This is a genomic window from Listeria sp. MAN/IMW/UF464 (assembly GCF_058683955.1).
Genome location: NZ_JBZWZP010000002.1, coordinates 216,489 through 240,693, shown reverse-complemented (window position 1 = coordinate 240,693; position 24,205 = coordinate 216,489). Strand labels below are relative to the sequence as shown.

Sequence of the window (24,205 nt, the reverse complement as noted above, 5' to 3'; positions counted from 1 at the left end):
AAAGCCGTGCCAAAATAAAAATCAAAAAAACGCAACAACCTAAGTCGCTGCGTCTTTCGGATGAATTAATAACCTGTTCCAGTTAAATCCATTCCACCGTACATTTTCATGGTAACTTCAGTAATAATTTTATTTAATTCTTCGCTCGATATAAGTTGGTCTTTGGTTGGGAAATCTGCTATTGGAACAAATTTCTCCGCTTTTGTTTTCACAGTAAAACTAATTGATTGATCTGCATTAGCATCGGATTTGTCATCAATTTTGGTTTTAAGGGTGATTGCATCAAATGAATTGTCTTTGCCAGGTTTTACAGAAACTTTAATATGAATGCTCGTATCTTTATTGTCTTTTAAAGATTTAGCTGCGTCTTTTATGCTTGATTGCATTTCTGTATAAGTCGTATCAAAATCTGTTACCGCTTCTGAACCTTGGCTTTCTACAATAACTTTAAAGTCTGCTTTTACTTTTTCATCGTCCATCATTTTTGCTACTTGATTCATCATATTAGCAAGGTCGGCGTTTGTAAGTGTGATTGTAAGTGTGCCATCATCCGCTTCTTTAAAACGATCTTTTTCTAAACCACTGAAATAACTATCAATTAATTTAGTCGTTTTTTTATTTAAATCTTTGGAGGCTGCTTCCATTTCTTTTGTGTTAGCAGCAGTCTTAGCTTCTGATTTGCCTGTTAATGAACTGGTTAATTCTTCCGTGCTAAGATATTTGTTTTTTAAATCTGGATATTCGGTATTAATTTGTGACCACATGCCACCAGTTGATTGGTCTAAATAACTTAGTAATGAAGCATCTGGCTGAACAATAGTTTTAAGTGGAATAAAGACATTACCTGTTTTACTGTCTAATAAGAAGTCCAAATTAATGGAAACTGGGAGTAAATTATTCGTGGAAGTTAAGTTTAATTTAGTTTCTGATTTTTTTGCTGTTTTATCTGTTGAAGTTGTCATTGAAAGCTTAATATCTTTTAAAATCCCCATCGTTTGAGCGCTGGAATCAGCACTCGCAACATCTATATCGGTTACGGCAAAAGAAGTTGTATATGTAGATTGATCCGGTACATTAGTTGCATTTTTCATTGTTTGAACAAATTTTTCTTGTGGTGTTTTCGCTGCTGAATTCCCACCACAAGCACTGACTACTAACGCTAAAGCTAACAAAATTGAAAATAATATCCCTTTTTTCATAGTTCTCCCCCTGTATCGTTAATACATTTAAACTAACACAATTTAAGTACAGAAAACAAGGAGATTTATAGATTATTCACTAGTTAGTCACAATTAACTTAACTTTTCACTTAGTTAATAAAAAAACGCCCCCTAAAAAGGGAACGTTTTATTTTGGTGTTACTTTTAATGAAGTTGCATTTTCAGAAATTTTCCCTGGTGCCGGTGAAGTTACATTTGTGCCTTGTGGGAATGTAGCTTTAATCGTATCACCATCTTTAATATCCGAAAGTTTCATCGTCTTACCAGTAGTGGCATTTGTTACCGCCGTATTGCTATTAACCGTTACAATTAGTTCGCTCGCATAATTATTTTTTTCGCCGCTCCATGTTAACGTGCCATTTACAGTTAATTGTTTATTATTTTCTAATAAACTAGCATCTGTCACTGTTCCATCAAGGACTAAAGCAGGAACTACTTCCTGATTACAGCCTGCCAAAAATATTACGACTAGTAAAACCGACCAGATTACCTTCTTAAAACCTGTCATCTCTTGTTCTCGTCCTCTCTGAAGCTTTTCGTTCTTTCTAGCATAGCATCTTGCGTAAATACAGGCAATCGTTTTCTTATTTTCTTAAACAATTCTTATACACCAAGCATGATTCCGATAAAAGCTGCGATTAAACCACATAAATAAGTCAAACCAACATATGAAAATAACACCTGAAAATTTGCCTTCCACTTTAATTCCATACTCTCTACTTTAAAAGTCGAAAATGTCGTGTATCCGCCCATAAAACCCGTGCCTAAAAAAAGCTGCCACATTGGCCCAAGCGCAGTAGAAACAAGAAATCCTAGTAAAAATGATCCTGTGATATTTATAAAAAAAGTCGCATAAGGAAAATCCGTTTTCCATTTACTTTTGACAAATATAGAAATACCATAACGCAAAATCGCACCAAGGCTTGCACCAAAACCGACAAGCAAGAAATTAATCAACATGATGCGCACCTCGCCTCAAGAGCTTATTACTAAATCTTCTACCAAACTTCACCATCACAAGGCCGCCAATTAAGCTCACCAAAATATAACTAATAGCTAACACCACTTCACCTTGTTGCAATAATTCAATCGTATCCACACTAAATGCCGAAAAAGTCGTGAATGCGCCAATAAACCCAGTCCCAATTCCGTTTAAAAGCACCAATGAAATACGCGATTTTTCCGCCAAAAAAGGCATTATGAAAGCTAATAAAAAACAACCTATTAGATTAACTGCTAAAGTCGCAGAAGGAAAATCTCCGCCGCCAAGCCATAAATTCATCGCATACCGGCACATTCCGCCTAACGCACCAAAAATCCCCACATATAAAAAATACATCCTCAAAAACCCCACTTCACAAAAAAACTACCCTGAAATATTTACATTTCGGGCAGTCGCCTTTGTCCTATTTCTTCTATACTATAACGCAAAACATTCCAATTATTCAACTCACTGGAAGTCGAAGGATGGTCTTCATTTTTTCTGGATTTGCTTTTCGTGGATCGCTCAAATAGATTTCATGATGTTTCCGAATAGCTCCGGTGTCGTTCCGAAGCCCTTCTATTTCCATAAATTGATGCATTTCCGCCACAGTATGCACTTCCTCGCTGAATGGCCCCACATGCATCATTTGCACACATTCCCCTTCCTCAAAACGAACCAATTTCACGCGACTCGTATCAACGTCAGGCTTTTTCTTCCTTGCAACCTCTTTCGCCCACTCCAACACTTCTTCGGTAACAAAATCTGGTTGTCTAAGAATCGATGTCCAAAGCCACGCATCTCTGTCCTTTAAATCAAACTTCCCTTCAGACCACCAAAAACCTTCCAGCGGCGGTACAACAAAATCCGAGTAACCATCCAGACGCGTCTCGCCCATCTTGCTCATTTTAATCGTGTACGCAATCGCATAAAGTGACCGCACTGCCTTTTGATACTCCTCTCCGTCCGGATCGCCTTTCCCATCCACCATCAAAAAATTCATTTCCGGAACAAAAATACGCTCTGGTTTTCTTTTAGGCGCATAGAATTTCTTTTCCTCTTTTTTAAAATCAATTTTCTTTTCAGTCATTTGAATTCCTCCTTGTTCATCCAGTCTGGCATCAGCTTCTGAAAATTATCATGACTAGCTGCCGTCTTTGCTGCGTAATTCATTAACTTATTAAAATTACGAGATTCATTTTTTGCCGCCCAATTAACGGCCGAAGTAATATGCATCGCCGTGTAAAGCGCATAAAGATTCCAAAAATCTGCAACTTCTTCTTTATCAATATAGCCTAAAATATTTCCTCGTGCAAAAGGTATACTGACCTCTGTTGTAAAAAAGCCGATTTTAGCTAAATCAAATAAAGGATCGCCAAACTCTAGCCGATTAAAGTCAATTAGCCCCGCAAACTTTTTGTTCTTTAAAATAATATTCGCTGGATGAAAATCTCCATGCTGTAAACAAATCGGTCTATTTTTTAATCTAGCTATATTCTCATAAACAAACTGTTCGGTTTCTGTTAAAAAAGAAGCTGTTATTTCTAATTCTTTTAATTCCTCCACTTTTCGTTTAAATTTAGCTGTTTGAAAATCCAACCAGTTCATTTTTGGTGTATCTAGCGGTATTTTATGAACTTCTCGTAAAATTTCCCCTGCTGAAAAACCAGCCTTAAACTGTTCGGAATGTGATAAGCTAAACATGCCATTTTCCGCATCTTCACCGCGCACATAACCAATAATCATATAGCCTTCTCCGCCGGTACAGCCAAAATCATATGCTCGTGGAACAAATGGAGTTTGAGAACCTAACGCTTGGATTATTTCAAATTCTTGCTTTCGTGTTTGGAGTAACTCTTTTGGAAAAACACGTACAAGATAGGTTTCATCCACCTGATATTTCTTATCGATAGAAAAACCCTTTTTTATTTCTGAAACCACTTTCGCATTACGCAACATTTTCAATTGGGTCACATCCATAATTAGCTCTCCCTCCTATTAATTAGCTATTCTCTATTATACAAGAATACGCTTACTTTTTCTCAATTATCTATGCAGAATTTATTGACAAAATAATAGAATCAATATTATAATTAGTTTTGCTACGCATACGCGGTCGTGGCGGAATCGGCAGACGCGCTAGGTTGAGGGCCTAGTGGGGTAAAACCCGTGGAGGTTCAAGTCCTCTCGGCCGCATAGAGAACTACAAGTAGGTTTCGTAATTGTCCATACAGTTACGAAACCTTTTTTGATAGAACAAATTACACTCGACGAAAAAAGGAAAACCAGGTTAACTACTGAACTGGTCTTCCTTTTTTTTATACTAAGCTAAAATATTATATGCCATTTTATATTTCGTTGAGTCAGCGAAGTGTTTACTTGCGTGTTTTTTTACGCGTTCAATTAATGCTGGATCATTGGATTCATCAATTTTTTTAAGCAAACCTAGCATTTTCTTTTCATAGCTAGATTGCTTGTTTTGATGGTACAGCAGTAATGTTTCCGTATAGGTTACAAAAAAATTGATTTCCATTACTTGCTCAGTTACTTTGTTAATAATAGCCAGTAAATTACTTGCTTCTAATACTGACCCTTGTTCGGCAAAAATAACCATCAGTTCTGTAATTACAAGGTAGTCATTGTTATTAAAACCTATCTCGGAAGCCTCATGCGCCATTAATTCCTCGTATAAACAAACTATCTTCTCATCAAACAACTCATGATTACCTTCAACTCTTTCTATTTCTGCCAGCTTAAAGCGAACAAGAAAATAATACATTGTTTTAGCTTCTGGATACATGTTAAAAAATACTAGCACTTCTTCAAATTTCCGCTTTGCTTCAGTCATAAAGCCAATTTGAAAGTTTATATAACCATACAAATATAAAATGGCCGTGATTCTTTCTTGGTCTTTGCTCGGGAATCTCTTAATTAAGTTCCAGGCACATTCAATGTGTTTTAAAGCAGGTTCATAGTTATTTAGACATATGTAATTAATACAAAGCCCCACTTGAAAAACCACTTGAAACGCAGCTTTATCAGTTAAATCAATGCTTTTTTCCCAGTACTCCACTGCCAATTGATAGTCGCAAGTAGCATGAGAATGTTTCACAGCTTGCCCATAGTAATAATAACTAAGCAAATCCGGTGGGAATGACTCCACTACACGCTTTTCATTACTATTCAAATACTTTCTTTCTATTTCTCTAGCTTTAGAAAATTCCCATATTTTATAGTAAAAACCTGCTTGAAGCCAGTAAAAACTAAGTTCTATAACAGGAGATTCACACAGTAAATCGACACTCGCAGCTATTTGATCAAGTCTATCTCCCGCTTCTTTTGTATTTGAAAAAACAAGTAAATCAAATATCTGCTTGAGTTCTTGTAATAATTCTTTATTTAAATCTTCATTACCTATTAAAAGAGCTTCTTCCGGTATTTCCAGACGTTTCGCTATATGCATTAACGTTTCAAAAGAAGCCACTTTCACACCATTTTCTATATTAGCTAAATAAGGGACGGAAATGATTCCTTTAGCCGCCTCTTTTAAAGTAAGTTGTTTTATTTTACGGATATTTCTAATTCGTAAACCGATTAAATCCATGATGTCACCGCCATTACTTAGAAAACTTTTCTTTTAATTATATACATTTATTTTTAGAAAACAAATACCTTATTTATTAGTTTTAGCTTCTTTTCATAACGAATGATTTTTCTGTTTTAATTATCCAGTCTTACACAAGGCTTAAATTCAGTACTAGACTTGATTTCAAGCATCTTTACACGCTTCACTAATTTGCCATATTTAATGTTTTTCTTTACGTTCGCCATTAGCTTTTTACACCAATGGCAAAGTAAAGACATTAAAAAATTCCTTGAATCGCTATTATTTTATTTTGCATTATCTGTAAAATTATCCCTCATACATTTCCCTACAGAGTTTCCATTGCTCCCACATGCAACTATAAAACAGCAAAGTAAAACAGGATTCCTAAAACACTCAGGAGTCCATAAAATAGTAACTATTCATTCCCTTTTTAAAGCATTCCTACGTAAACGGAAACGTAGAACAATATTTTACCATTTAAATCGCCATACTGAGGAAAAAGGAAACAAATGGAAATATACTCTTTTTAATCTTACTTTTTTGCCAAATCATCCTAAAAAGACGAAGATACTAGATCTCCGTCTTTGTTTTATTTAAATAAGATATGTTTCTTCTTCATGTAAAATACAATCGAAATAGCTACAATCATCTCAGAAATTGGAATTGCTAACCAAACACCTGGAATGCCAATAATTGGTGGCAAAATAAGCAAGAAAATCACCATGAAAATAATTTCTCGTGAAATCGTAATCCATGTTGCCATTTTGACTTTATCAGAAGTTTGGAAGTAAGTCATCATAACAAAGTTAAAGCCCATAAATAAGTAAGCTGAATAGAATAACTTAATTCCGTTGCTTGCAAGTTCTCGAATTTCTGCACTAAAGTTTCCGAACATCGAAACGAGCAGATTAGAACCAAATAATCCAACTAATAAGAAAGCAACCCCGGTACCAAATGCTACGACAATCGCAATTTTCAATGTTTCAATTTCTTTTTCTCTCGCCCTTGCCCCGCGGTAATAACTTATAAGTGGCTGAATCGCTGAACCCATGCCAAGGAACAACATTAAAATCACACTATGGGTATAATTTAAAACCGAGAATGCTGCAACTCCTGCAGTACCAGCAATGGCTGCGATGGAAATATTATATCCGAAAGTAAATACCGACACGCCAACTTCTGCTAAAAAACTTGGCAAGCCGATGCCCAGTGTTTTTTTGAAAAAAGCTTTATTCCAATTCACTTTTACAAATTTCAAGCGACTGGATTTTTTAAAGAAATGGGTAGTTAGGATAAGCACACCGATAATAATTGCAATCATCGTAGCAAGCGCAGATCCGGTTACGCCCCATTCAAATACAAATAAGAATAAATAATTCAAAATAACATTACTGATTGCTGTAACAATAAGGGCAATCATTGATAAATTCGGATCACCGTCATTACGAACAAAAATACTTAAAATATTTTCAAGTGTAAGTGCAAAACCGAAAATAAGTAATATATTCATATACTCCAGTACGTAACCAATCGTTTCATCATTCGCGCCTAAAAAATATGCCAGTGGTACTTTAAAAATAAAAGCGAGGATTGCAATAACCACCGTAATCGAAACAACTGCTAAAATTGCACTCGTAAAAATTGATTGCGCTTTAGGAACATTTTTTTCTCCAATAGCAAACGAAAACTGGGTCGCGGCACCAATCCCAATCCAAATCGAAATAGCTGTAAAAATCGTAAATACGGGTACAGCAATATTTATCCCTGCAAGCGCCACTCCGCCGAGCTTATGCCCAACAAAAATTCCATCAATTACAATATTCAAAGACATTAATAACATTCCGACTAAGGAAGGAACTAAATATCTAAAATAAATCTTTTTAACTGAATCTGTTTCTAATATTTCTATATTCTTTGCCATGTTACACCTCTAAATTAAGCTTTTAGCGTAATTCCTCTCCAGAAAATTTGCCATAAAGCTGTGATTTTCTTTTTAGTTCGTTCGGGGTCGTTCACATAAACAATGTCCACGATAACCGCGTCAAGAATTCCCATGTACGCTTCTTTCATCGTTTCGACATCTTGCATTGGAATCAACTTTTGTTCAATCCAATCGCTAAATAAATCAGTGAAATCTTGTTCCATTTGCAAAATATTCTCGGTAATATCTGCCTGAACAATATCATACAAATGTTTCGGTGGATAAAACCCGTATCGCAACCAAAATTGGTAAGCCTCATCGGTATCATATAATTCTTTCACACCAAAAAGTAAACTAGATAACACTAAGTCGGGCCTAGATAAATCACTATCTCGAAGTTTCGCTCGGTAGTAATCAATTTCCGTAGATTTCGCGTCCTTCATAATAGATAAAAACAAATCATCCTTATCTTTAAAATGAGAATAGATGGATTGTTTCTTTAGCCCTACAACGCCTGCAATATCAGCAAGGGATGTCCCTTCAAAGCCATTATTTGCAAAAAGTGTCAGTGCTGCTTGCTTTATTTCTTCTTTTCTCATCTTTTCACCCCTCTCAAAAAACTGACGACCGTTCGTAAGCCATTCTCTCATGAATAAAATTCTTTGTCAATAAAAAAATCCACTCTCGTGAAAGAGTGGATTCAAAGATTTATTTTTCTTCTAAAAACTCGCTAATCAATTCGTAAGTCTCATCAGTTGCTTCGGATGTTGTGGTCATAAAGCCGTGCGGAACTTTTTCAAAACGTTTCGCAAATACTTCTACACCAGCATCTTTTAATTTCTTCGCATATGCTTCTCCTTGATCTCTTAGTGGATCAAATTCAGCAGTTGCGATGAAGGTTTTAGGAAGACCAGCTAAGTCTTTACTACGAATTGGTGCAATCAGAGGATCATATTTACGGTCGCTTGAGTTCGCAATATATAATTTAAAGAATTTGTCTAAAGATTCTTTTGTAAGTACATATCCTTCCGCAAATTCATCCATTGACGGATAAAGCACTGAAGCATCACGACTGAAAATATCCGTTGCTGGATAAAGTAAAATTTGTGCCGTAACATTTGGTTTTCCTTTGGCTTTGGCAATTTGGGTCACTACTGTTGCTAAGTTTCCGCCTACGCTATCCCCTGCGACAATAATATCGGAGGATTTAGCACGTAAACTAGTACGGTGATTTTGTACCCAAAGTAATGCTGCATAAGCATCTTCCACTGCTGCCGGGAAAGGATTTTCTGGTGCTAGTCGGTAGTCAACTGTGACAACGCGAGCACCTGTTGTTTGTACAAGTTTTCTTGCAATCGCGTCATGTGTTTGCAAACCACCTAACACAAATCCGCCACCATGATAATAAACGATAATCTCGAATGGTCCGTCCTCTTTTGGCGTATAAATCCGAATCGGAATTTTACCAGCTGGACCGTCAATTTTTTTATTTTCGACATCGCCTATTTCAATATCTTTAGCAGAAGGCAATGCTTTTGTCGCAAGTCTCATATATTTATATCGCGAGTCTACATCTGACAATGGTGAAGTATTTTTTACAAATTCCTGGGAAGCCTCATCTAAATTCTCAAGTACCTCGGGATCATATTCTTTTTTCCCAACCGCTTTTTTGTAAATAAAGAAAACGATTACTAACGGAAGTAGAATAATTCCTGCAAAACCAATGGCAATCCATTTTATTGCATTTTTCATATTCGTTCAACTCCTTCAATATAACTTCAATATCAAGTATAGCAGTTTTACGAACAGGAACCAATTTATTACTATTTGAAATGGCTATTTTTCTTGTGAAATGTATTTTTAATCATAATGATGAATATTTTAAAATAAAAAGGTTGATATATGAGAGTATAGGTGTTAATATAAATACAAATGTTTGTATATTTATGAATAGGGGATGTTTACAATGACGAAAGAAAAAATCGTGTTAGCTTACTCTGGTGGGTTAGATACTTCTGTTGCAATTCAGTGGCTAGTGGAATCAGGTTATGAAGTTATCGCATGTTGTTTAGACGTTGGTGAAGGGAAAAATTTGGATTTTATTAAAGAAAAAGCGATTACTGTCGGCGCAAGTGCATCTTATACAATTGATGCCAAGGAAGAATTTGCCGAAAACTTTGCTTTAATCGCCCTTCAAGCTCATGCCTATTATGAGGGAAAATATCCACTTATTTCTGCTTTAAGTCGTCCTTTAATCGCGAAAAAATTAGTAGAAGTAGCTCGTCAAGAAGGCGCGTCTGCTATCGCTCATGGTTGTACTGGTAAAGGAAATGACCAAGTTCGGTTTGAAGTTGCGATTCATGCCCTTGCTCCTGATTTAAAAGTCGTTTCTCCTGTCCGGGACTGGAAATGGTCTAGAGAAGAAGAAATCAATTACGCCAAAGAACATAACATCCCCGTTCCAATTGATTTAGATAATCCTTTCTCGATTGACCAAAACCTTTGGGGCAGAAGTAACGAATGTGGTGTGCTTGAAAACCCATGGACAACACCTCCAGAAGCGGCTTACGATTTAACTGTTAGCTTAGAAGATGCACCTGACACGGCGGATATTGTCGAAATTACATTTGATGCCGGTATTCCTATTTCTCTTAATGGCGAAAATATGAGCCTAGCAAATTTAATTCTTACTTTAAACGAAATTGCTGGAAAACATGGCGTTGGTAGAATTGACCATATCGAAAATCGTTTAGTTGGTATTAAATCACGTGAAGTATACGAATGTCCCGCCGCAGTCACTTTGATTACTGCACATAAAGAATTAGAAGATTTAACTTTTGTTCGTGAAGTGGCACATTTCAAACCTATTATTGAACAAAAAATCAGTGAAACAATTTACAATGGCTTATGGTTTTCGCCTTTAACAGAAGCATTAATTGCCTTCTTAAAATCCACGCAAAAATTCGTGAACGGTACGATTCGTGTAAAACTATTTAAAGGTCATGCCATCGTCGAAGGAAGAAAATCACCGAATTCGCTTTATGATGAAAATTTAGCAACCTATACTTCTTCCGATACATTCGATCAAGATGCAGCTGTTGGTTTCATCAAGCTATTTGGACTACCAACGAAAGTGAGCGCAGAAGTCAATTCAAAAGTTACAATAACAACTGAGGTGTAAAAAATGGAAAAACTATGGGGCGGACGTTTTCAAGGGAAAAGTGAAGCATGGATTGATGACTTTGGTGCTTCGATTTCTTTTGATCAAAAAATGGCAAAAGAAGACTTGGCGGGAAGCTTGGCACATGTCGCAATGCTAGCAAAATGTGGTATTATTTCTGATTCTGAGGCGAGTGAAATTACAGCTGGGCTAAAAATCCTCCAAGAAAAATTAGCGCTTGGGGAACTGGAATTTAGTACTGTAAACGAAGATATTCATTTAAATATCGAAAAACTGTTACACGAGGAAATCGGGCCTGTCGCGGGAAAACTTCATACGGCGCGTAGTCGGAATGACCAAGTTGCAACAGACATGCATTTGTATTTAAAAGAAGCAGTCGCAGAAATTATTCAATCGTTAAAACATTTGCGCGCGGTGCTTGTCCAAAAAGCGGAGGCGAACGTCGAAACGATTATGCCTGGCTATACACACTTGCAACACGCCCAACCCATCTCTTTTGCGCATCATTTATTAGCTTATTTTGGTATGTTTACACGTGATTTAGAGCGTTTAGAAGAAAGCGTCAAACGGATTGATATTTCGCCACTTGGGTCTGCGGCGCTCGCTGGAACGACTTTTCCAATTGATCGGGCCTATAGCGCTGAACTTCTTGGTTTTTCCGCTGTTTATGAAAATAGCTTAGACGGCGTGAGCGATCGTGATTTTATTATCGAGTTTCTTAGTAACAGTTCTATTTTAATGATGCACTTATCGCGTTTTTGTGAAGAATTGATACTTTGGACGAGCCATGAATTTCAATTTGTCGTGTTAACCGATGCCTTTTCAACCGGCAGTTCGATTATGCCACAAAAGAAAAATCCTGATATGGCCGAATTAATTCGTGGGAAAACGGGTCGTGTTTACGGAAACCTTTTCGGCATGTTAACAGTTTTAAAGGGGCTGCCGCTCGCTTATAATAAAGATTTACAAGAAGATAAAGAAGGCATGTTTGATACGCTTGAGACGGTTCATACAAGCTTAGATATATTCGCAGGAATGATTGAAACGATGAAGGTCAATGCAGATATAATGGAAGAATCGACGCAAAAAGATTTTTCCAATGCGACCGAACTAGCGGATTATCTCGCGAAAAAAGGCGTTCCATTTAGAGAAGCGCATGAGATTGTTGGGAAATTGGTGCTTGAATGTACGCAAAATGGGATTTATTTGCAAGACGTCGCACTTAGCCACTACCAAGAAATCCATCCGCTTATTGAGGAAGACATTTATACTGTTCTTGCTTCAAAAACAGCGGTTCAAAAGAGAAATTCATATGGCGGTACGGGGTTTGATCAAATCCACGTTGCACTCGCCAATGCGAAAAAAACATTATAAAGTTGGCTGGAATGCATAGATGCGTTCCAGCTTTTTAATTCCAGCAGACTTTGTGGTTTGATTTGTCAGAGCAGTACTTTTTTTGTTACTATAAAATAGATGTTACCTTTGTGCTAACATGGGGAAATACATACTTAGACTATAAAGGGAAGTGATGCAATGAAAAAATTAACGAACGTCTTTTGGGGAGCTAGTCTATTAGTTCTCATAGCAGTTTTGTTTGGTGCTTTTTTGCCAGAACAATTTGAAACTCTTACAACAAATGTCCAAAGATTTTTAACAAGTAATTTCGGTTGGTACTACCTTTTTGTAGTCGCAATCATTATCATTTTTTGCATATTTTTAATATTAAGCCCGATTGGCTCTATTCGACTCGGGAAACCCGGCGAGAAACCAGGATATAGTAATAAGTCTTGGTTCGCAATGTTGTTTAGTGCCGGCATGGGAATTGGACTTGTTTTCTGGGGAGCTGCTGAACCGCTATCCCATTTTGCCGTTCAAGCCCCTGGTGGTGAAGTTGGCTCTCAAGCTGCGATGAAAGATGCGCTTCGTTATTCTTTTTTTCATTGGGGAATTTCCGCTTGGTCCATTTATGCAATAGTTGCCTTGGCGCTAGCTTACTTTAAGTTTCGAAAGGATACTCCTGGTCTAATAAGCGCCACACTTTATCCGATATTAGGTAAACATGCGAAAGGACCACTGGGACAATTAATCGATATTATCGCTGTTTTCGCTACGGTTATCGGAGTAGCAACCACGCTTGGACTTGGAGCTCAGCAAATCAATGGCGGTCTTACATATTTATTTCATGTCCCTAACAACTTTACAGTGCAACTAATCATCATTGTCATTGTCACTGTTTTATTTTTATTATCAGCAATGTCTGGCTTAGATAAAGGAATTCAGTTATTAAGTAATGTGAATATTTATGTCGCTGGCGTATTACTTATTCTAACGTTAATTCTAGGACCTACGCTTTTTATTATGAATAACTTCACTAATTCGTTTGGTGATTATTTACAGAACATTATCCAAATGAGTTTCCAAACTGCACCAAATGCGCCTGATGCTAGAAAATGGATTGATTCATGGACCATTTTTTACTGGGCATGGTGGCTATCGTGGTCTCCATTTGTCGGTATCTTTATTGCCAGAATTTCGCGCGGTCGGACGATTCGTCAATTTTTATTAGGTGTTATCGTGCTTCCTGCGTTAGTTAGCATTTTCTGGTTTGCAGTGTTTGGTGGTTCAGCGATTTTTGTCGATCAATACAAAGATACGGCCCTTTCCACTTTAGCGACCGAACAAGTCCTTTTTGGGGTATTTGATCAATTTCCATTTGGCATCGTATTATCTATTGTTGCGATGATTTTAATTGCCGTGTTCTTCATTACTTCTGCCGATTCTGCGACCTTTGTTTTAGGTATGCAAACGACTGGTGGCTCTTTAAACCCACCAAACTCGGTAAAAGTAACATGGGGGCTTTTACAGTCTGGAATAGCGAGTGTACTTCTTTATGCAGGCGGTCTTACAGCGCTACAAAACGCATCAATTATTGCCGCTTTTCCATTTTCGATAGTGATTATCTTAATGATAGTTTCACTGTTTGTTTCTTTAACAAAAGAACAAGAAAAACTCGGCCTGTATGTTCGACCGAAAAAATCACAACGTTCCAAACTATAATAAAAAGGGATGAAAATCTAAAACTAGATTTCCATCCCTTTTTTCATCCTTTTTTCTGCTTTGCCGCGATTATTTCACGATAGCTACGTGTTTTTTTAAGATATTTTTTCCGAAAGAAATGTTGCGATACTACTGCTAAAACAAGCGATATGGCAGTAATTGGAATAGAACTTCTAAAAATACCGACCATTAGTAATAAAGCACTGGCAAATAAGGTTGCATTAAAAAGGAATTTTTCCATTAGTTACTCCTCCAAATTATAATTTAATTCGCGGTCATGAGCTAATTTTTTAATACCTAAAGCATCAAAGACCATTGCCTTTTCTGCAATATAAGCATTGTATTCAATCCGTTCCAACATATCATATGCTTTATGCAGGGATGTTTCTAAAACAACAATGCCGTGTTTATTTAATAAACTCGCACTAGGAACAGCTTTTTCACCAAGTTCGATGACATGTTTACGTACGATTTCAGCAAGTTCTGGACTAGTCGCTGGTGCAAATTCAAGTGTTGGAATTCGACCGATTTTTTGCGTTGCTTCTGTTAAATTCGGAAGTTCCATACCAAGTGTTGCAAATAACATCGATTCTTTTGGATGAGCATGAAGAACACAGCCAATTTTTGGATTTTCTACATAGCAGGCACGGTGCAAGTTGATTTCTCGAGTAATTCTTCCGTCTCCTTCTACGACTTCATTATTGTTATCTACTACAAGAATTTCATATGGGGAAAGATCGCAAAGTTTTGCTTGGCTCATCAGCGTTGGTGTCATAATAATATGCTCATTATTCATGCGCACACTTACATTTCCTCCCGCAGCATTTGTTTCAAAGCGGTCAAACATCGTCTTCACTATTTTGGCTAAATCTTCACGTTCTTTTTGGTATAACATATTATCTCTCCTCCAATTGTATAATACTTACTTGATTCTTGAGTTTTCCAGCGGCTTCTAAATCAAAGCTCGAACTGTCTTGTTGCATGACTTTACTGGCTGAACAACCTGTCGCAACTTTTAATGTTTCTGTAATTGGCATGTTCATCGCAAGTCCTGCAATAAACGCCCCGACAAATACATCGCCAGCCCCAGTATCATTTCGTTCCTGCACTTTCGGTGGAATAACTTGATACAATTTGCCATTATGTGCACAAATGGACCCTTTTGCTCCAAGTGAAACGACCAGGTAAGGGATCTTTTCGGCTAAAGTGCGGATATTTTCTTCGAGTGAATTCGTTTTTTCGTCTAAAATGGCGATTACTTCATCTTCATTTGGTTTAATGAAATCGACGCCCATTTCGACCGCTAAATTTAAATATTCACCCGAGTTATCACATCCGAGAAAAGCCCCTGTTGCTTTGACAGTTCTTAGTAGTTCTTTAAAATCAGATAATGTATAATGAGGAGGCGGAGATCCAGCAATCACCACCATATCCTCTTTTTTAACTTTTTTAGCGATTTGTTTTAAAAGATTGTCTTTGTTGGTCTGACTTACGGTAAAACCAGCTTCAGGTATCATCGTGCTGCCATTCGTGTCATCACTTAAGACGACGAAGCATTCTCTTGTCGAAGTTCCAGCTTCTACAAGGAAATCATGGTTGATATGTTTTTCTTTTAGAATGGCATATAGTTTGTCGAGATTGTCTGATCCCGCAATTCCAAGTGCTTCATTTTTAATACCGAATTTGGATAACACTCCTGAAACATGAAGCCCCTTTCCCCCGCAATCATACGCTGTTTTTTTGACTCGATTAGTCTTCCTTTTTTCTAACTCTCCTTGAATGAAAAGCAACCGGTCAATGGCTGGATTTAATGTTATCGTGTAAATCATCTCATCACTCCTATTTCTTAAGAGCTAGCTTTTTCTAGTTCAATTGTTCGTTTTTTCATCATTTTCACGTAAAATACTAGTAATAATACCCAAATTGCGACAAAAATAAATCCTAAAATAGTGAACTGACTTGCTTCTGCAAAAATATAACGGAACACTGGATATTCAAGCGTACTCCAAGTAATTTGTTGTCCAGCTTTCAGGGAAATCGCGCCTGTAGAATGCGCTAAATCCGTGATTGTTCCTGCGAAAAATGTAGATACATACAAGAAGATAGGTGTTGTAATCGTTCCAAGAATAATCATACGAATCAAGTTCCCACCTGTAACAATCAGAGCCGGCGCACACAAGGAAATATTTAGAATCCCAGCGAACGGTAATACGCCATTTCCTGGTAGAATAAGCGCGAAGATAAGTGTAACTGGTACCATAAGAACGATTGCTACCCATACTTCACTACATCCTGCTAAAATCGGCCAATCTAGTCCAATAAAGAGTTCACGATTTTTAAATTTACGTTTCATAAATTCAGAAATACCATCAGATAATGGTGATAAAGCTTGCATAAATAGTTTCGCAACCATTGGGAAAAGGGTTAATGCCGCTGCTGCTTGCATGGCTAACATAAGCGTTTTTGCTACATCATATCCTGCTGCAATCCCTAAAAGTCCACCGATAATAAAGCCCATTACATGGTTTTCTGCAAAAATACCAATTTTATCTTTTAACGCGTTGGCATCCATGTCTTTACGTAGTGCTGGGATTTTCTTCAGTAGCCAATCAATTGGCATTAAGAAAATACAGAAAATCATCATACCGTGGGAAACTGTTACACCCGGAATGCCGTTTAATTCTTGGATTTGACGTTGGTTGGCATCACATAGAATAAGTTCAGTAACAATTTGAATTCCGGCAACGATAAAAGCCAAATAAACATTTTGCGTTACACCAATAATAAGTACAGCTGTCAAAATTTTACCCCAAACATTCCATAAATCGACGTTCAAGGTTTTTGTTTTGTTGATGACAAGCATAATAGCATTAATCCCCAGTTGTAGTGGGAACATTAGGAAGGCAAATGGCCATGCCCAAGCTAGTGTCGCCATTGAGGTCCATCCACCATCTAAAATGCTTAAATTAATTCCTGTTCGTTCTGCAAGACCTTGTGCTGCAGGCGTTAAAGCTTCAATCATAAAGCCAATAACGATATTCATCCCAAGGAAAGCAACCCCGAGGATAATCCCCGCACTTACCGCATCTCTTACTTTCATTCGTACAATAAGCCCAATAATAATCATCAATGCTGGAACAAAAACGGCAGCTCCAAGATTCAAAATAAACTGTATAACTGATTGTAATGACTCCATTTTTTCACGCTCCCTGTTTTGTCTTGTTTATTTTAAGGCGTTAAGTAATTTTTCTGTTTCTTCGTCCATGCCCATGCCAGTTAAGAACGCAATACCATTTAATGTTGGAATATCAAATTCCTTATTCGCTTTAGTAATCGCCACATATACATCACTCGTTTTAATATGTTGGTCTAATGATTTAATGTCTACTGCTTCTACTGTTGCGCGAACTCCTTTTTCTTTTAAAATACGTTCTACTTTAGAGGCAACTGTTTGACTTGTTGCCACTCCTGATCCACACGCTACGATAACTTTTTTCACTGTAATCACTCTCCAAATTGTTTTTTTAGAAAATCACATAATGCGCTGCTATCATTTATTTCCTTTATTTGTTCCACAAAGTCTGCTTCCATAAATTTTTCCATGATACTTGAAAGCAGTGGAACTTGATCTTTTGGATTTTTAATACCTAACATGAAAATTACTTCAACATCAATCCATTTCTCACTTGATCCCATTTGAATAAAAGGAATTGGTGTAGAAAGCTTGTTTACGAGTACAAAAGGTCGTTTTACATAAATCGTATCGGTATGAGGAATTGCGATTTTGATACCATTCATCTCAAGTCCAGTAGGAAAAATAACTTCTCGGTTTGTTACTGCTTCTCTAAAAGTCGCCTCTACATACTGCTCTTTTTCTAAAATATTGCTAGTACATTCAAAAAGTTCTGCCTGACTCTCGTAGCTTGAATTTATCAGGGTTAACTCTTTTTGAAACAAATCATGGTAATCCACGTGACGCTCACCCCCTTTCAAGGATTTCAACGATTTTCTTTTTGTTAGTAGAAGCGAGAAGTTCCGCTAATTTCTCTGGTTGTAAGAAAATTTCGTTCAATTTTAGTAATAATGGTATGTGTTTGTTTTGTTCGGACGGTGCTAGTGCGATCATGATTTTAACTGTTTCATTTGCCGGCGTTCTTGTGTCCGCTTTCATTATCATCAACTGAATATCCTGCTTTATTACACCATTTACCGGCTTGGCGTGAGGCAAATAAATATTCGGTCCGATCATCATCTGCTCATAGTTTTGATAAAATATTTCTTCACAAGTCTTAATATAGCTTGCCGCCACTGTCCCTCGTTCTAACATTGGTGAAAATGCTGCAAAAACAAGTTCTTCCCACTTGAGTGGCGTTTCTAAAAAATGAATTTGTTCTGGGGTAATCTGCATCTTTTCTGGCTCTTTTTTCTCAGCAGGTTGCTCTTTTTTACTAAAAAATGATTCTACTTTTTCTTGAACTAAATGGATATTTTCTTCAGGAATATCATCTTTTAACATAGCGAGCAGTTCTTTGGTTTTTTTATGGCTGTCCATTTCAATAGCTTTATCAACTTGTTCTCTGAGGATTTGCCGACTATCTTTACTTAAAATCGACGGAATAACAAAAATGGTCGCGCTGCTTTGAACGGGCACAGTTGTAAAAACAAAATCAATATCACGTGCCACTGAATTTAATTGCCGAACCGCATAAGCTCCTTGAAAATCAATATTTGGGAACATCATTTTCAAGTTTTCTAAGAGTAGTTTGGAGATGGATGTACCGCTTTTGCACAGAACGACGGCGCGGAAAATTGGCTGCTCTGTTTCTTCAATTTGATACATCCATCCAAGAACAATCATAGAAAGATACACGATTTCCTCCTCTGACCACTTATGACCAACGAGCTTTTCAAATGGTTTCGATGCTTTTTCTACAATGTTAAATGTTGGATTATATTCTTTAATAAACTGTTTTTTAAGCGGATTATTGATTTGAAAACCTAAAATCGTCCGGTAAATTGCTGGTCTAACATGTAAAATCACTTTTTCTTTAAACTCATTTTTCTTCATGATTTCAGTTGCAAAATACATTTCAAGTAATCCGATGAACTCATCAACTGCATAGGCGATTTCTTCACTGTCTGAGAAATGAAGTGCCGACTCGACTAAGTTCGAAGCAAGTACTTGTAGCGATAGGTAAAGCAAATCATTTTCACTTAAAAAGTCATAACCCCAAAACATTTCTTTCATTATCGGGAACTCTCGGGTATTTTTGATGTCATACATTTCAATTTTAAAAGTCCATTTCCTATTCGTTACTTTGGCCCGCTTGATGATGCCGTGGAGAATATAGGGCAATTCTTCCATTTGCTCATCGGTGAATGTAATTTGGAGCTTACTTTCGACTTTTTCCAGCCGTTTCTTTAGTAAAAAGACTTCGCTTACGGTAATGAGTTTTTTTTCATCCAGCACGAATTTTCCGTATGGGGTTTGAACGACTTCGCGAATAAGTTCTGCCAGTAAATTACGAATCAGAAATTCCGAACCCGAAACCGCATAACCATCTTTTCGTGAATAATCAAGTTGAATTTCAAACTCATGCAAGCTTTCTTTAATACTTTTTACATCGGTTAACATCGTGTTTTTACTTACATAAACATAATCTGCAAGTGCGCCGAGTGACATGTAATGATTATGAAGCAGTAATTTAATCATGATGAGTTTGCGACGAATATTCACCTCATAAAACGAAAATAGCTGTTGTTCTTCCGCAGTTAAAAGCCGGTAACAAGCTTCCCTACATACATCTGTAACAAAAATCATGTCATGGTCAATTAAAATTGGTTCTGACTTTAGTAGATGGTTTATTTGTGTAATCTGTGCGCCAATTGCTTCTTTGGATACTTTAAAATTCTTGGAAACATTTCTAAGATTCACTTGCCGATTCAAGAGCAGATAAGTAATTAATTCCTTACAATCCTGTTCCATCTACTTTCCCTCCCTTATATTAATAGTAAATGATAACCCTTACATAAAAATGATGATTCATCACAACTTCTCTTTTGGCAGAAAGATTTATTGTGATGAATGATATTTTAGGGTTACTTTCTATTATAGATTAGAAGGTTTTCAAGGGGAATATGAAAAAGTGCGAATCAGCCTTCAATCAAGCTTCATCGCACTTTTTTCTATTAATATTTGCTTTATTATTTTTGCTACTTGTCTTGAATCGTCCTGCTCAAGTCGGGCATATGTTACGCGAATAACCGCCCCTTTTACCCCGAATAAAAACCCGGGCATCACTAGTAAATCGTTCGCTAAAAAAATATCAAACTCACGAATGGAGCGAAATTCTACCGGTAATTTCACCCATAAATGAAAGCCCCCTTTTGGCCTGATGAATTCTAGTTCGTTCGGTAAAATTTCCTCTAGCGCCGCGATCAAATAATCTCTACGCACTTCTAAAACTTGATGTAATTGCTTTAAATGTTCTCTATATCCAGCCGTATTTAAAACGCTATTAGCTAATACTTGCGGGAAAATACTTAGTCCAAAATCCATCTCTTGTCTTGCGAGAGCTAGTCGTTCAATCACTGCCGCCGGTCCAATTAGCCACCCAATCCGTGTAGTTGACCCCATTATTTTAGAGAGCGAGCCAATATATAAAACATTATCTGAATCTAGTTGTTTTAAAGGAACGGGGATTTCACTATCAAGTGCTGCCAGTTCTGAAAACGGATCATCCTCTACAATCGGAATTTGCAAATGAGCGCAAACTTTCACGAGTTCCTTGCGCCGTTTTAAACTCATTACAAGTCCAGTTGGATTTTGAAAAGTTGGATTAACAAAAACCATTTTAACTCGATGCTTATGATATAAATCGCGTAATTCAGAAATAATCACACCATCATCATCCATTGGTAAGGCAAAAATCCGCAAGCCCGCAGATTGAAATAACGATAGCGAATAAAAGTAAGATGGCGACTCAATCGCCACGGCATCACCCGGTTTTAATAAACATTGTGTAATTAAAAATAACGCTTGCTGCGCTCCCGATGTAATAAAAATTTGTTCCGGGCGTGCATTTAAACCATAGGCATCCTGCATTTGCTTTTGAACAGTTTCACGAAGCGGTCTGTAGCCAGCTTCGTCTTCCAGTTGTTCTTCGGCAATAAACGACTGCCACGAAAGACTTGGCGTTTCCATCTTAGGAGTCATTTCAAGTGGAAGCTCCCCTGTCGAAGCATCAATCACTTGTTCCAAATCAGCGCGTTCCATTACACCTGTTTGCCTAATATAAGGAACAGCTGGTGTAAAACCACCTTGCGTTAAATAGTGGCGCCAATTCGTTGACTGCCCCGCAAAAAGCCCCCACTTTTCCGCATTCACTATTGTTCCGCTACCTTGCTTCCGGACGATAACAGCCCGTGCAGTAAGCTCATCAAGCGCCCGAACGACCGTCGAGCGATTCACACCAAAAAGTTCTGCCAACTGCCTTTCTGGAGGTAATTTTTCTTCTGGTAAAAGTTCGCCGTTCATAATTTTTGTTTCTATTAAATCAACAATTTGTAAATAAATCGGTAAATTAGAATTTCCAGTAAGTTTCCACATCTACTACACCCCTTTTAAAATTGGATGGAGAAAACAACATCCAATTGGCTGTTTTTACGAAATGGCTTTTAGCTTATCATAATAATCAGGTATTTTCAATTAACTTTGATGGAGGTTATTAGTATGGAGAAAAAAGTTGGTACAGACCGTGTAAAACGTGGAATGGCGCAAATGCAAAAAGGCGGCGTCATTATGGATGTTGTAAATGCTGAACAGGCAAAAATCGCCGAAGAAGCTGGTGCAGTAGCAGTTATGGCACTTGAACGTGTTCCTTCTGACATTCGTGCAGCTGGTGGCGTCGCTCGTATGGCTGATCCTCGTATTGTGGAAGAAGTAATGAATGCTGTTTCTATCCCTGTTATGGCAAAAGCTCGAATTGGTCATATTACAGAAGCACGTGTCCTCGAAGCAATGGGCGTCGACTATATTGATGAAAGCGAAGTATTAACCCCGGCCGACGATGAATTCCATTTACTTAAATCAGACTTCACAGTTCCTTTCGTATGTGGTTGCCGTGATATAGGTGAAGCGCTCCGCCGTATTGGTGAAGGTGCTGCCATGCTCCGTACAAAAGGGGAACCCGGAACAGGAAATATCGTCGAAGCAGTCCGTCATATGCGCCAAGTAAATGGCCAAATCCGCCAAATTGCAAGCATGACAGATGATGAATTAATGGTTGCCGCTAAAAATTTCGGTGCTCCATATGAACTTGTAGAAGAAATTAAAACGCTAGGTAAACTTCCGGTCGTTAACTTTGCCGCTGGTGGTGTTGCGACTCCAGCTGATGCAGCTTTAATGATGGAACTTGGAGCAGACGGTGTTTTCGTTGGATCAGGTATTTTCAAATCCGATAACCCTGCCAAATTTGCCAGTGCGATTGTTCAAGCTACTACCTACTATACAGACTATGAATTAATCGGAAAACTGTCCAAAGAGCTAGGTTCCCCGATGAAAGGAATCGAAATGTCTCGTCTTAATCCAGAAGACAGAATGCAAGATCGGAGTTTTTAATATGAAAAAAATTGGTGTCCTTGCGCTTCAAGGTGCAGTTGATGAACATATCCAAATGATTGAATCAGCCGGTGCTCTTGCTTTTAAAGTAAAGCATTCAAATGATTTAGCTGGGCTTGACGGACTTGTTTTACCAGGTGGTGAAAGTACAACGATGCGCAAGATTATGAAACGTTATGATTTAATGGAACCTGTTAAAGCATTTGCCAAGGAAGGTAAAGCTATCTTTGGGACTTGTGCGGGACTTGTGCTTTTGTCAAAAGAAATTGAAGGCGGCGAAGAAAGCCTTGGATTACTTGATGCTACAGCAATTCGTAATGGTTTTGGCCGTCAGAAAGAAAGTTTTGAAGCTGAATTAACTGTCGAAGTATTTGATGATTCGCCTTTTGAAGCCGTATTTATTCGCGCGCCTTACTTAATTGAACCGAGTGATGAAGTGTCCGTGCTCGCAACCGTTGAAAACCGAATCGTAGCTGCTAAACAAGCCAACATTTTAGTCACCGCATTCCATCCTGAACTAACTAACGACAATCGCTTGATGAAGTACTTCCTCGAAAAAATGGTATAAAAAAAGCAGTAGACAATTTAGTCTACTGCTTTTGCATATTATTTATTCACTGCTTGCGCTGCTGTAATTAACGTTAAGTTATAAACGTCATCAGTATTACAACCACGAGATAAATCGTTTACTGGCGCATTTAAGCCTTGTAAAATTGGGCCAACTGCTTCAAAGTTACCTAAACGTTGCGCAATTTTGTAGCCAATGTTTCCTGCTTCTAGACTTGGGAAGATAAATACATTTGCATCCCCTTTGATAACGGATCCTGGCGCTTTTTTCTCCGCAACAGTTGGAACAAATGCCGCGTCAAATTGGAATTCACCATCAAGCGTTAATTCAGGTGCTTTTTCTTTTGCAATAGCAGTTGCTTCAACCACTTTTTCCGTTTCATCGGATTTTGCAGAACCTTTTGTAGAGAAACTTAGCATTGCAACACGTGGATCAATGCCGAAGATTTCCGCTGTTTCTGCACTTACAATCGCATTTTCTGCTAAGTCTGCTGCAACTGGTGCAATATTGATAGCAACATCACTGAATAAATAACGTTCCTCACCGCGAACCATAATCATCGCGCCGGCAACTTTACTTACGCCTGGTTTTGTTTTAATAATTTGTAGTGCTGGACGTACAGTGTCGCCAGTAGAGTGAGCCGCGCCACTTACAAGACCTTCTGCTTTTCCAGTGTATACAAGCATTGTTCCAAAATAGTTTGGATCAACGAGCATTTTACGAGCAGCTTCTTCCGTTGCTTTCCCTTTACGACGCTCTACAAATGCAGCCACTAATTCATCAAAAAGTGGATCAGTCGCAGGATCATGAATAGTAATCCCTTCAACAGAAACGCCAATTTCTTTTGCTTTTGCTTCAATTTCAGCTTTGTTTCCAAGTAAAATTGGTGTTACGATATTTTCCTTTTGCAGACGTGCAGCTGCTCCGACTATACGTTCGTCAGTTCCTTCTGGCAATACAATGCGCACGTTTTTCCCAGTAACTTGTCCTTTGATAGTAGTAAATAATTCACTCATGTACTATTTTCCTCCATTAATATAAATGTTATA

General features: G+C 37.7%; 23 protein-coding genes, 1 tRNA gene and 1 pseudogene. 6 read left to right on the top strand and 19 right to left on the bottom strand.

The window, feature by feature from the left end:
• Positions 1-65 precede the first annotated feature (65 nt).
• The 6 genes from AC4PG0_RS08425 to AC4PG0_RS08400 all read right to left on the bottom strand — a co-directional run bounded on the left by AC4PG0_RS08425 (position 66) and on the right by AC4PG0_RS08400 (position 4,182).
• Complete coding sequence (locus AC4PG0_RS08425) at positions 66-1,199, bottom strand: Lmo2079 family surface lipoprotein (RefSeq protein WP_003763335.1); 1,134 nt, start codon at positions 1,197-1,199, stop codon at positions 66-68.
• 148 nt (positions 1,200-1,347) lie between these two features.
• The gene (locus AC4PG0_RS08420) at positions 1,348-1,728 is read right to left on the bottom strand and encodes a hypothetical protein (RefSeq protein WP_003763337.1); all 381 of its coding nucleotides are present in this window, start codon (positions 1,726-1,728) and stop codon (positions 1,348-1,350) included.
• A 95-nt stretch (positions 1,729-1,823) separates the two neighbouring features.
• The gene (gene crcB, locus AC4PG0_RS08415) at positions 1,824-2,180 is read right to left on the bottom strand and encodes a fluoride efflux transporter CrcB (RefSeq protein ID WP_492167608.1); all 357 of its coding nucleotides are present in this window, start codon (positions 2,178-2,180) and stop codon (positions 1,824-1,826) included.
• On the bottom strand, positions 2,170-2,559 hold the full coding sequence (gene crcB / locus AC4PG0_RS08410) for a fluoride efflux transporter CrcB (RefSeq protein WP_010991057.1): 390 nt from the start codon (positions 2,557-2,559) through the stop codon (positions 2,170-2,172). The genes crcB (AC4PG0_RS08415) and crcB (AC4PG0_RS08410) overlap by 11 nt, the downstream gene beginning before the upstream one ends.
• A gap of 106 nt (positions 2,560-2,665) precedes the next feature.
• A complete protein-coding gene (locus tag AC4PG0_RS08405) occupies positions 2,666-3,292 on the bottom strand; it encodes a GyrI-like domain-containing protein (protein WP_492167607.1) in 627 nt (208 codons plus the stop codon).
• Positions 3,289-4,182, bottom strand: coding sequence for a phosphotransferase (locus tag AC4PG0_RS08400; protein ID WP_492167606.1), 894 nt, complete (start codon positions 4,180-4,182; stop codon positions 3,289-3,291). The genes AC4PG0_RS08405 and AC4PG0_RS08400 overlap by 4 nt, the downstream gene beginning before the upstream one ends.
• A gap of 132 nt (positions 4,183-4,314) precedes the next feature.
• Between AC4PG0_RS08400 and AC4PG0_RS08395 the strand changes: the two genes are divergently transcribed.
• Positions 4,315-4,398 (top strand) — tRNA-Leu (locus tag AC4PG0_RS08395).
• A 127-nt stretch (positions 4,399-4,525) separates the two neighbouring features.
• On the opposite strand, the gene AC4PG0_RS08390 is transcribed toward AC4PG0_RS08395, so the two are convergent.
• The 4 genes from AC4PG0_RS08390 to AC4PG0_RS08375 all read right to left on the bottom strand — a co-directional run bounded on the left by AC4PG0_RS08390 (position 4,526) and on the right by AC4PG0_RS08375 (position 9,482).
• Entirely contained in the window at positions 4,526-5,806 is a 1,281-nt protein-coding gene (locus AC4PG0_RS08390; protein ID WP_267667710.1) for a helix-turn-helix domain-containing protein, read from the bottom strand.
• Positions 5,807-6,398: 592 nt separating this feature from the next.
• Complete coding sequence (gene fepA / locus AC4PG0_RS08385; protein WP_492167605.1) at positions 6,399-7,730, bottom strand: multidrug efflux MATE transporter FepA; 1,332 nt, start codon at positions 7,728-7,730, stop codon at positions 6,399-6,401.
• A 14-nt stretch (positions 7,731-7,744) separates the two neighbouring features.
• A complete protein-coding gene (fepR, locus tag AC4PG0_RS08380; protein ID WP_010991061.1) occupies positions 7,745-8,329 on the bottom strand; it encodes an efflux pump transcriptional regulator FepR in 585 nt (194 codons plus the stop codon).
• Between the two features lie 109 nt (positions 8,330-8,438).
• Positions 8,439-9,482: an alpha/beta hydrolase gene (locus AC4PG0_RS08375; protein ID WP_003763352.1), complete on the bottom strand. Its 1,044-nt coding sequence runs from the start codon at positions 9,480-9,482 to the stop codon at positions 8,439-8,441.
• 214 nt (positions 9,483-9,696) lie between these two features.
• Here AC4PG0_RS08375 and AC4PG0_RS08370 point away from each other — a divergent pair, with 214 nt between their 5' ends.
• From AC4PG0_RS08370 to AC4PG0_RS08360, 3 genes are all read left to right on the top strand, one after another.
• Complete coding sequence (locus tag AC4PG0_RS08370) at positions 9,697-10,911, top strand: argininosuccinate synthase (RefSeq protein WP_003769660.1); 1,215 nt, start codon at positions 9,697-9,699, stop codon at positions 10,909-10,911.
• Positions 10,912-10,914: 3 nt separating this feature from the next.
• Positions 10,915-12,285: an argininosuccinate lyase gene (gene argH / locus AC4PG0_RS08365; protein ID WP_492167604.1), complete on the top strand. Its 1,371-nt coding sequence runs from the start codon at positions 10,915-10,917 to the stop codon at positions 12,283-12,285.
• Positions 12,286-12,444: 159 nt separating this feature from the next.
• Positions 12,445-13,968, top strand: coding sequence for a glycine betaine uptake BCCT transporter (locus AC4PG0_RS08360; RefSeq protein ID WP_003769664.1), 1,524 nt, complete (start codon positions 12,445-12,447; stop codon positions 13,966-13,968).
• A 43-nt stretch (positions 13,969-14,011) separates the two neighbouring features.
• Here the strand turns inward: AC4PG0_RS08360 and AC4PG0_RS08355 are convergent, their stop codons facing one another.
• The 8 genes and pseudogenes from AC4PG0_RS08355 to AC4PG0_RS08320 all read right to left on the bottom strand — a co-directional run bounded on the left by AC4PG0_RS08355 (position 14,012) and on the right by AC4PG0_RS08320 (position 21,577).
• A complete protein-coding gene (locus AC4PG0_RS08355; protein ID WP_492167603.1) occupies positions 14,012-14,209 on the bottom strand; it encodes a hypothetical protein in 198 nt (65 codons plus the stop codon).
• A 3-nt stretch (positions 14,210-14,212) separates the two neighbouring features.
• On the bottom strand, positions 14,213-14,863 hold the full coding sequence (locus tag AC4PG0_RS08350; protein WP_003767817.1) for a class II aldolase/adducin family protein: 651 nt from the start codon (positions 14,861-14,863) through the stop codon (positions 14,213-14,215).
• A gap of 1 nt (position 14,864) precedes the next feature.
• Positions 14,865-15,797 (bottom strand): 1-phosphofructokinase, encoded by a 933-nt coding sequence (locus AC4PG0_RS08345; protein WP_003769667.1) that lies wholly within the window; start codon positions 15,795-15,797, stop codon positions 14,865-14,867.
• Positions 15,798-15,814: 17 nt separating this feature from the next.
• The gene (locus tag AC4PG0_RS08340) at positions 15,815-17,164 is read right to left on the bottom strand and encodes a PTS galactitol transporter subunit IIC (protein ID WP_003763362.1); all 1,350 of its coding nucleotides are present in this window, start codon (positions 17,162-17,164) and stop codon (positions 15,815-15,817) included.
• Positions 17,165-17,191: 27 nt separating this feature from the next.
• Positions 17,192-17,467 (bottom strand): PTS sugar transporter subunit IIB, encoded by a 276-nt coding sequence (locus AC4PG0_RS08335; protein ID WP_003763365.1) that lies wholly within the window; start codon positions 17,465-17,467, stop codon positions 17,192-17,194.
• Between the two features lie 5 nt (positions 17,468-17,472).
• The gene (locus AC4PG0_RS08330) at positions 17,473-17,940 is read right to left on the bottom strand and encodes a PTS sugar transporter subunit IIA (protein WP_033837769.1); all 468 of its coding nucleotides are present in this window, start codon (positions 17,938-17,940) and stop codon (positions 17,473-17,475) included.
• Positions 17,941-17,947: 7 nt separating this feature from the next.
• Positions 17,948-19,954 carry a BglG family transcription antiterminator gene (locus tag AC4PG0_RS08325; protein ID WP_187983903.1) on the bottom strand — a complete coding sequence of 669 codons (2,007 nt, stop codon included), beginning with the start codon at positions 19,952-19,954 and terminating at the stop codon, positions 17,948-17,950.
• A gap of 178 nt (positions 19,955-20,132) precedes the next feature.
• A pseudogene (locus tag AC4PG0_RS08320) lies at positions 20,133-21,577 on the bottom strand (aminotransferase-like domain-containing protein).
• 123 nt (positions 21,578-21,700) lie between these two features.
• On the opposite strand from AC4PG0_RS08320, the gene pdxS reads away from it, so the two are divergent.
• Both pdxS and pdxT read left to right on the top strand, forming a co-directional pair.
• Entirely contained in the window at positions 21,701-22,588 is an 888-nt protein-coding gene (gene pdxS / locus AC4PG0_RS08315) for a pyridoxal 5'-phosphate synthase lyase subunit PdxS (protein WP_492167602.1), read from the top strand.
• A 1-nt stretch (position 22,589) separates the two neighbouring features.
• Positions 22,590-23,156: a pyridoxal 5'-phosphate synthase glutaminase subunit PdxT gene (gene pdxT, locus AC4PG0_RS08310; RefSeq protein WP_003769677.1), complete on the top strand. Its 567-nt coding sequence runs from the start codon at positions 22,590-22,592 to the stop codon at positions 23,154-23,156.
• Between the two features lie 38 nt (positions 23,157-23,194).
• On the opposite strand, the gene pta is transcribed toward pdxT, so the two are convergent.
• Positions 23,195-24,172: a phosphate acetyltransferase gene (gene pta / locus AC4PG0_RS08305; protein ID WP_003769680.1), complete on the bottom strand. Its 978-nt coding sequence runs from the start codon at positions 24,170-24,172 to the stop codon at positions 23,195-23,197.
• Positions 24,173-24,205: the final 33 nt, after the last annotated feature.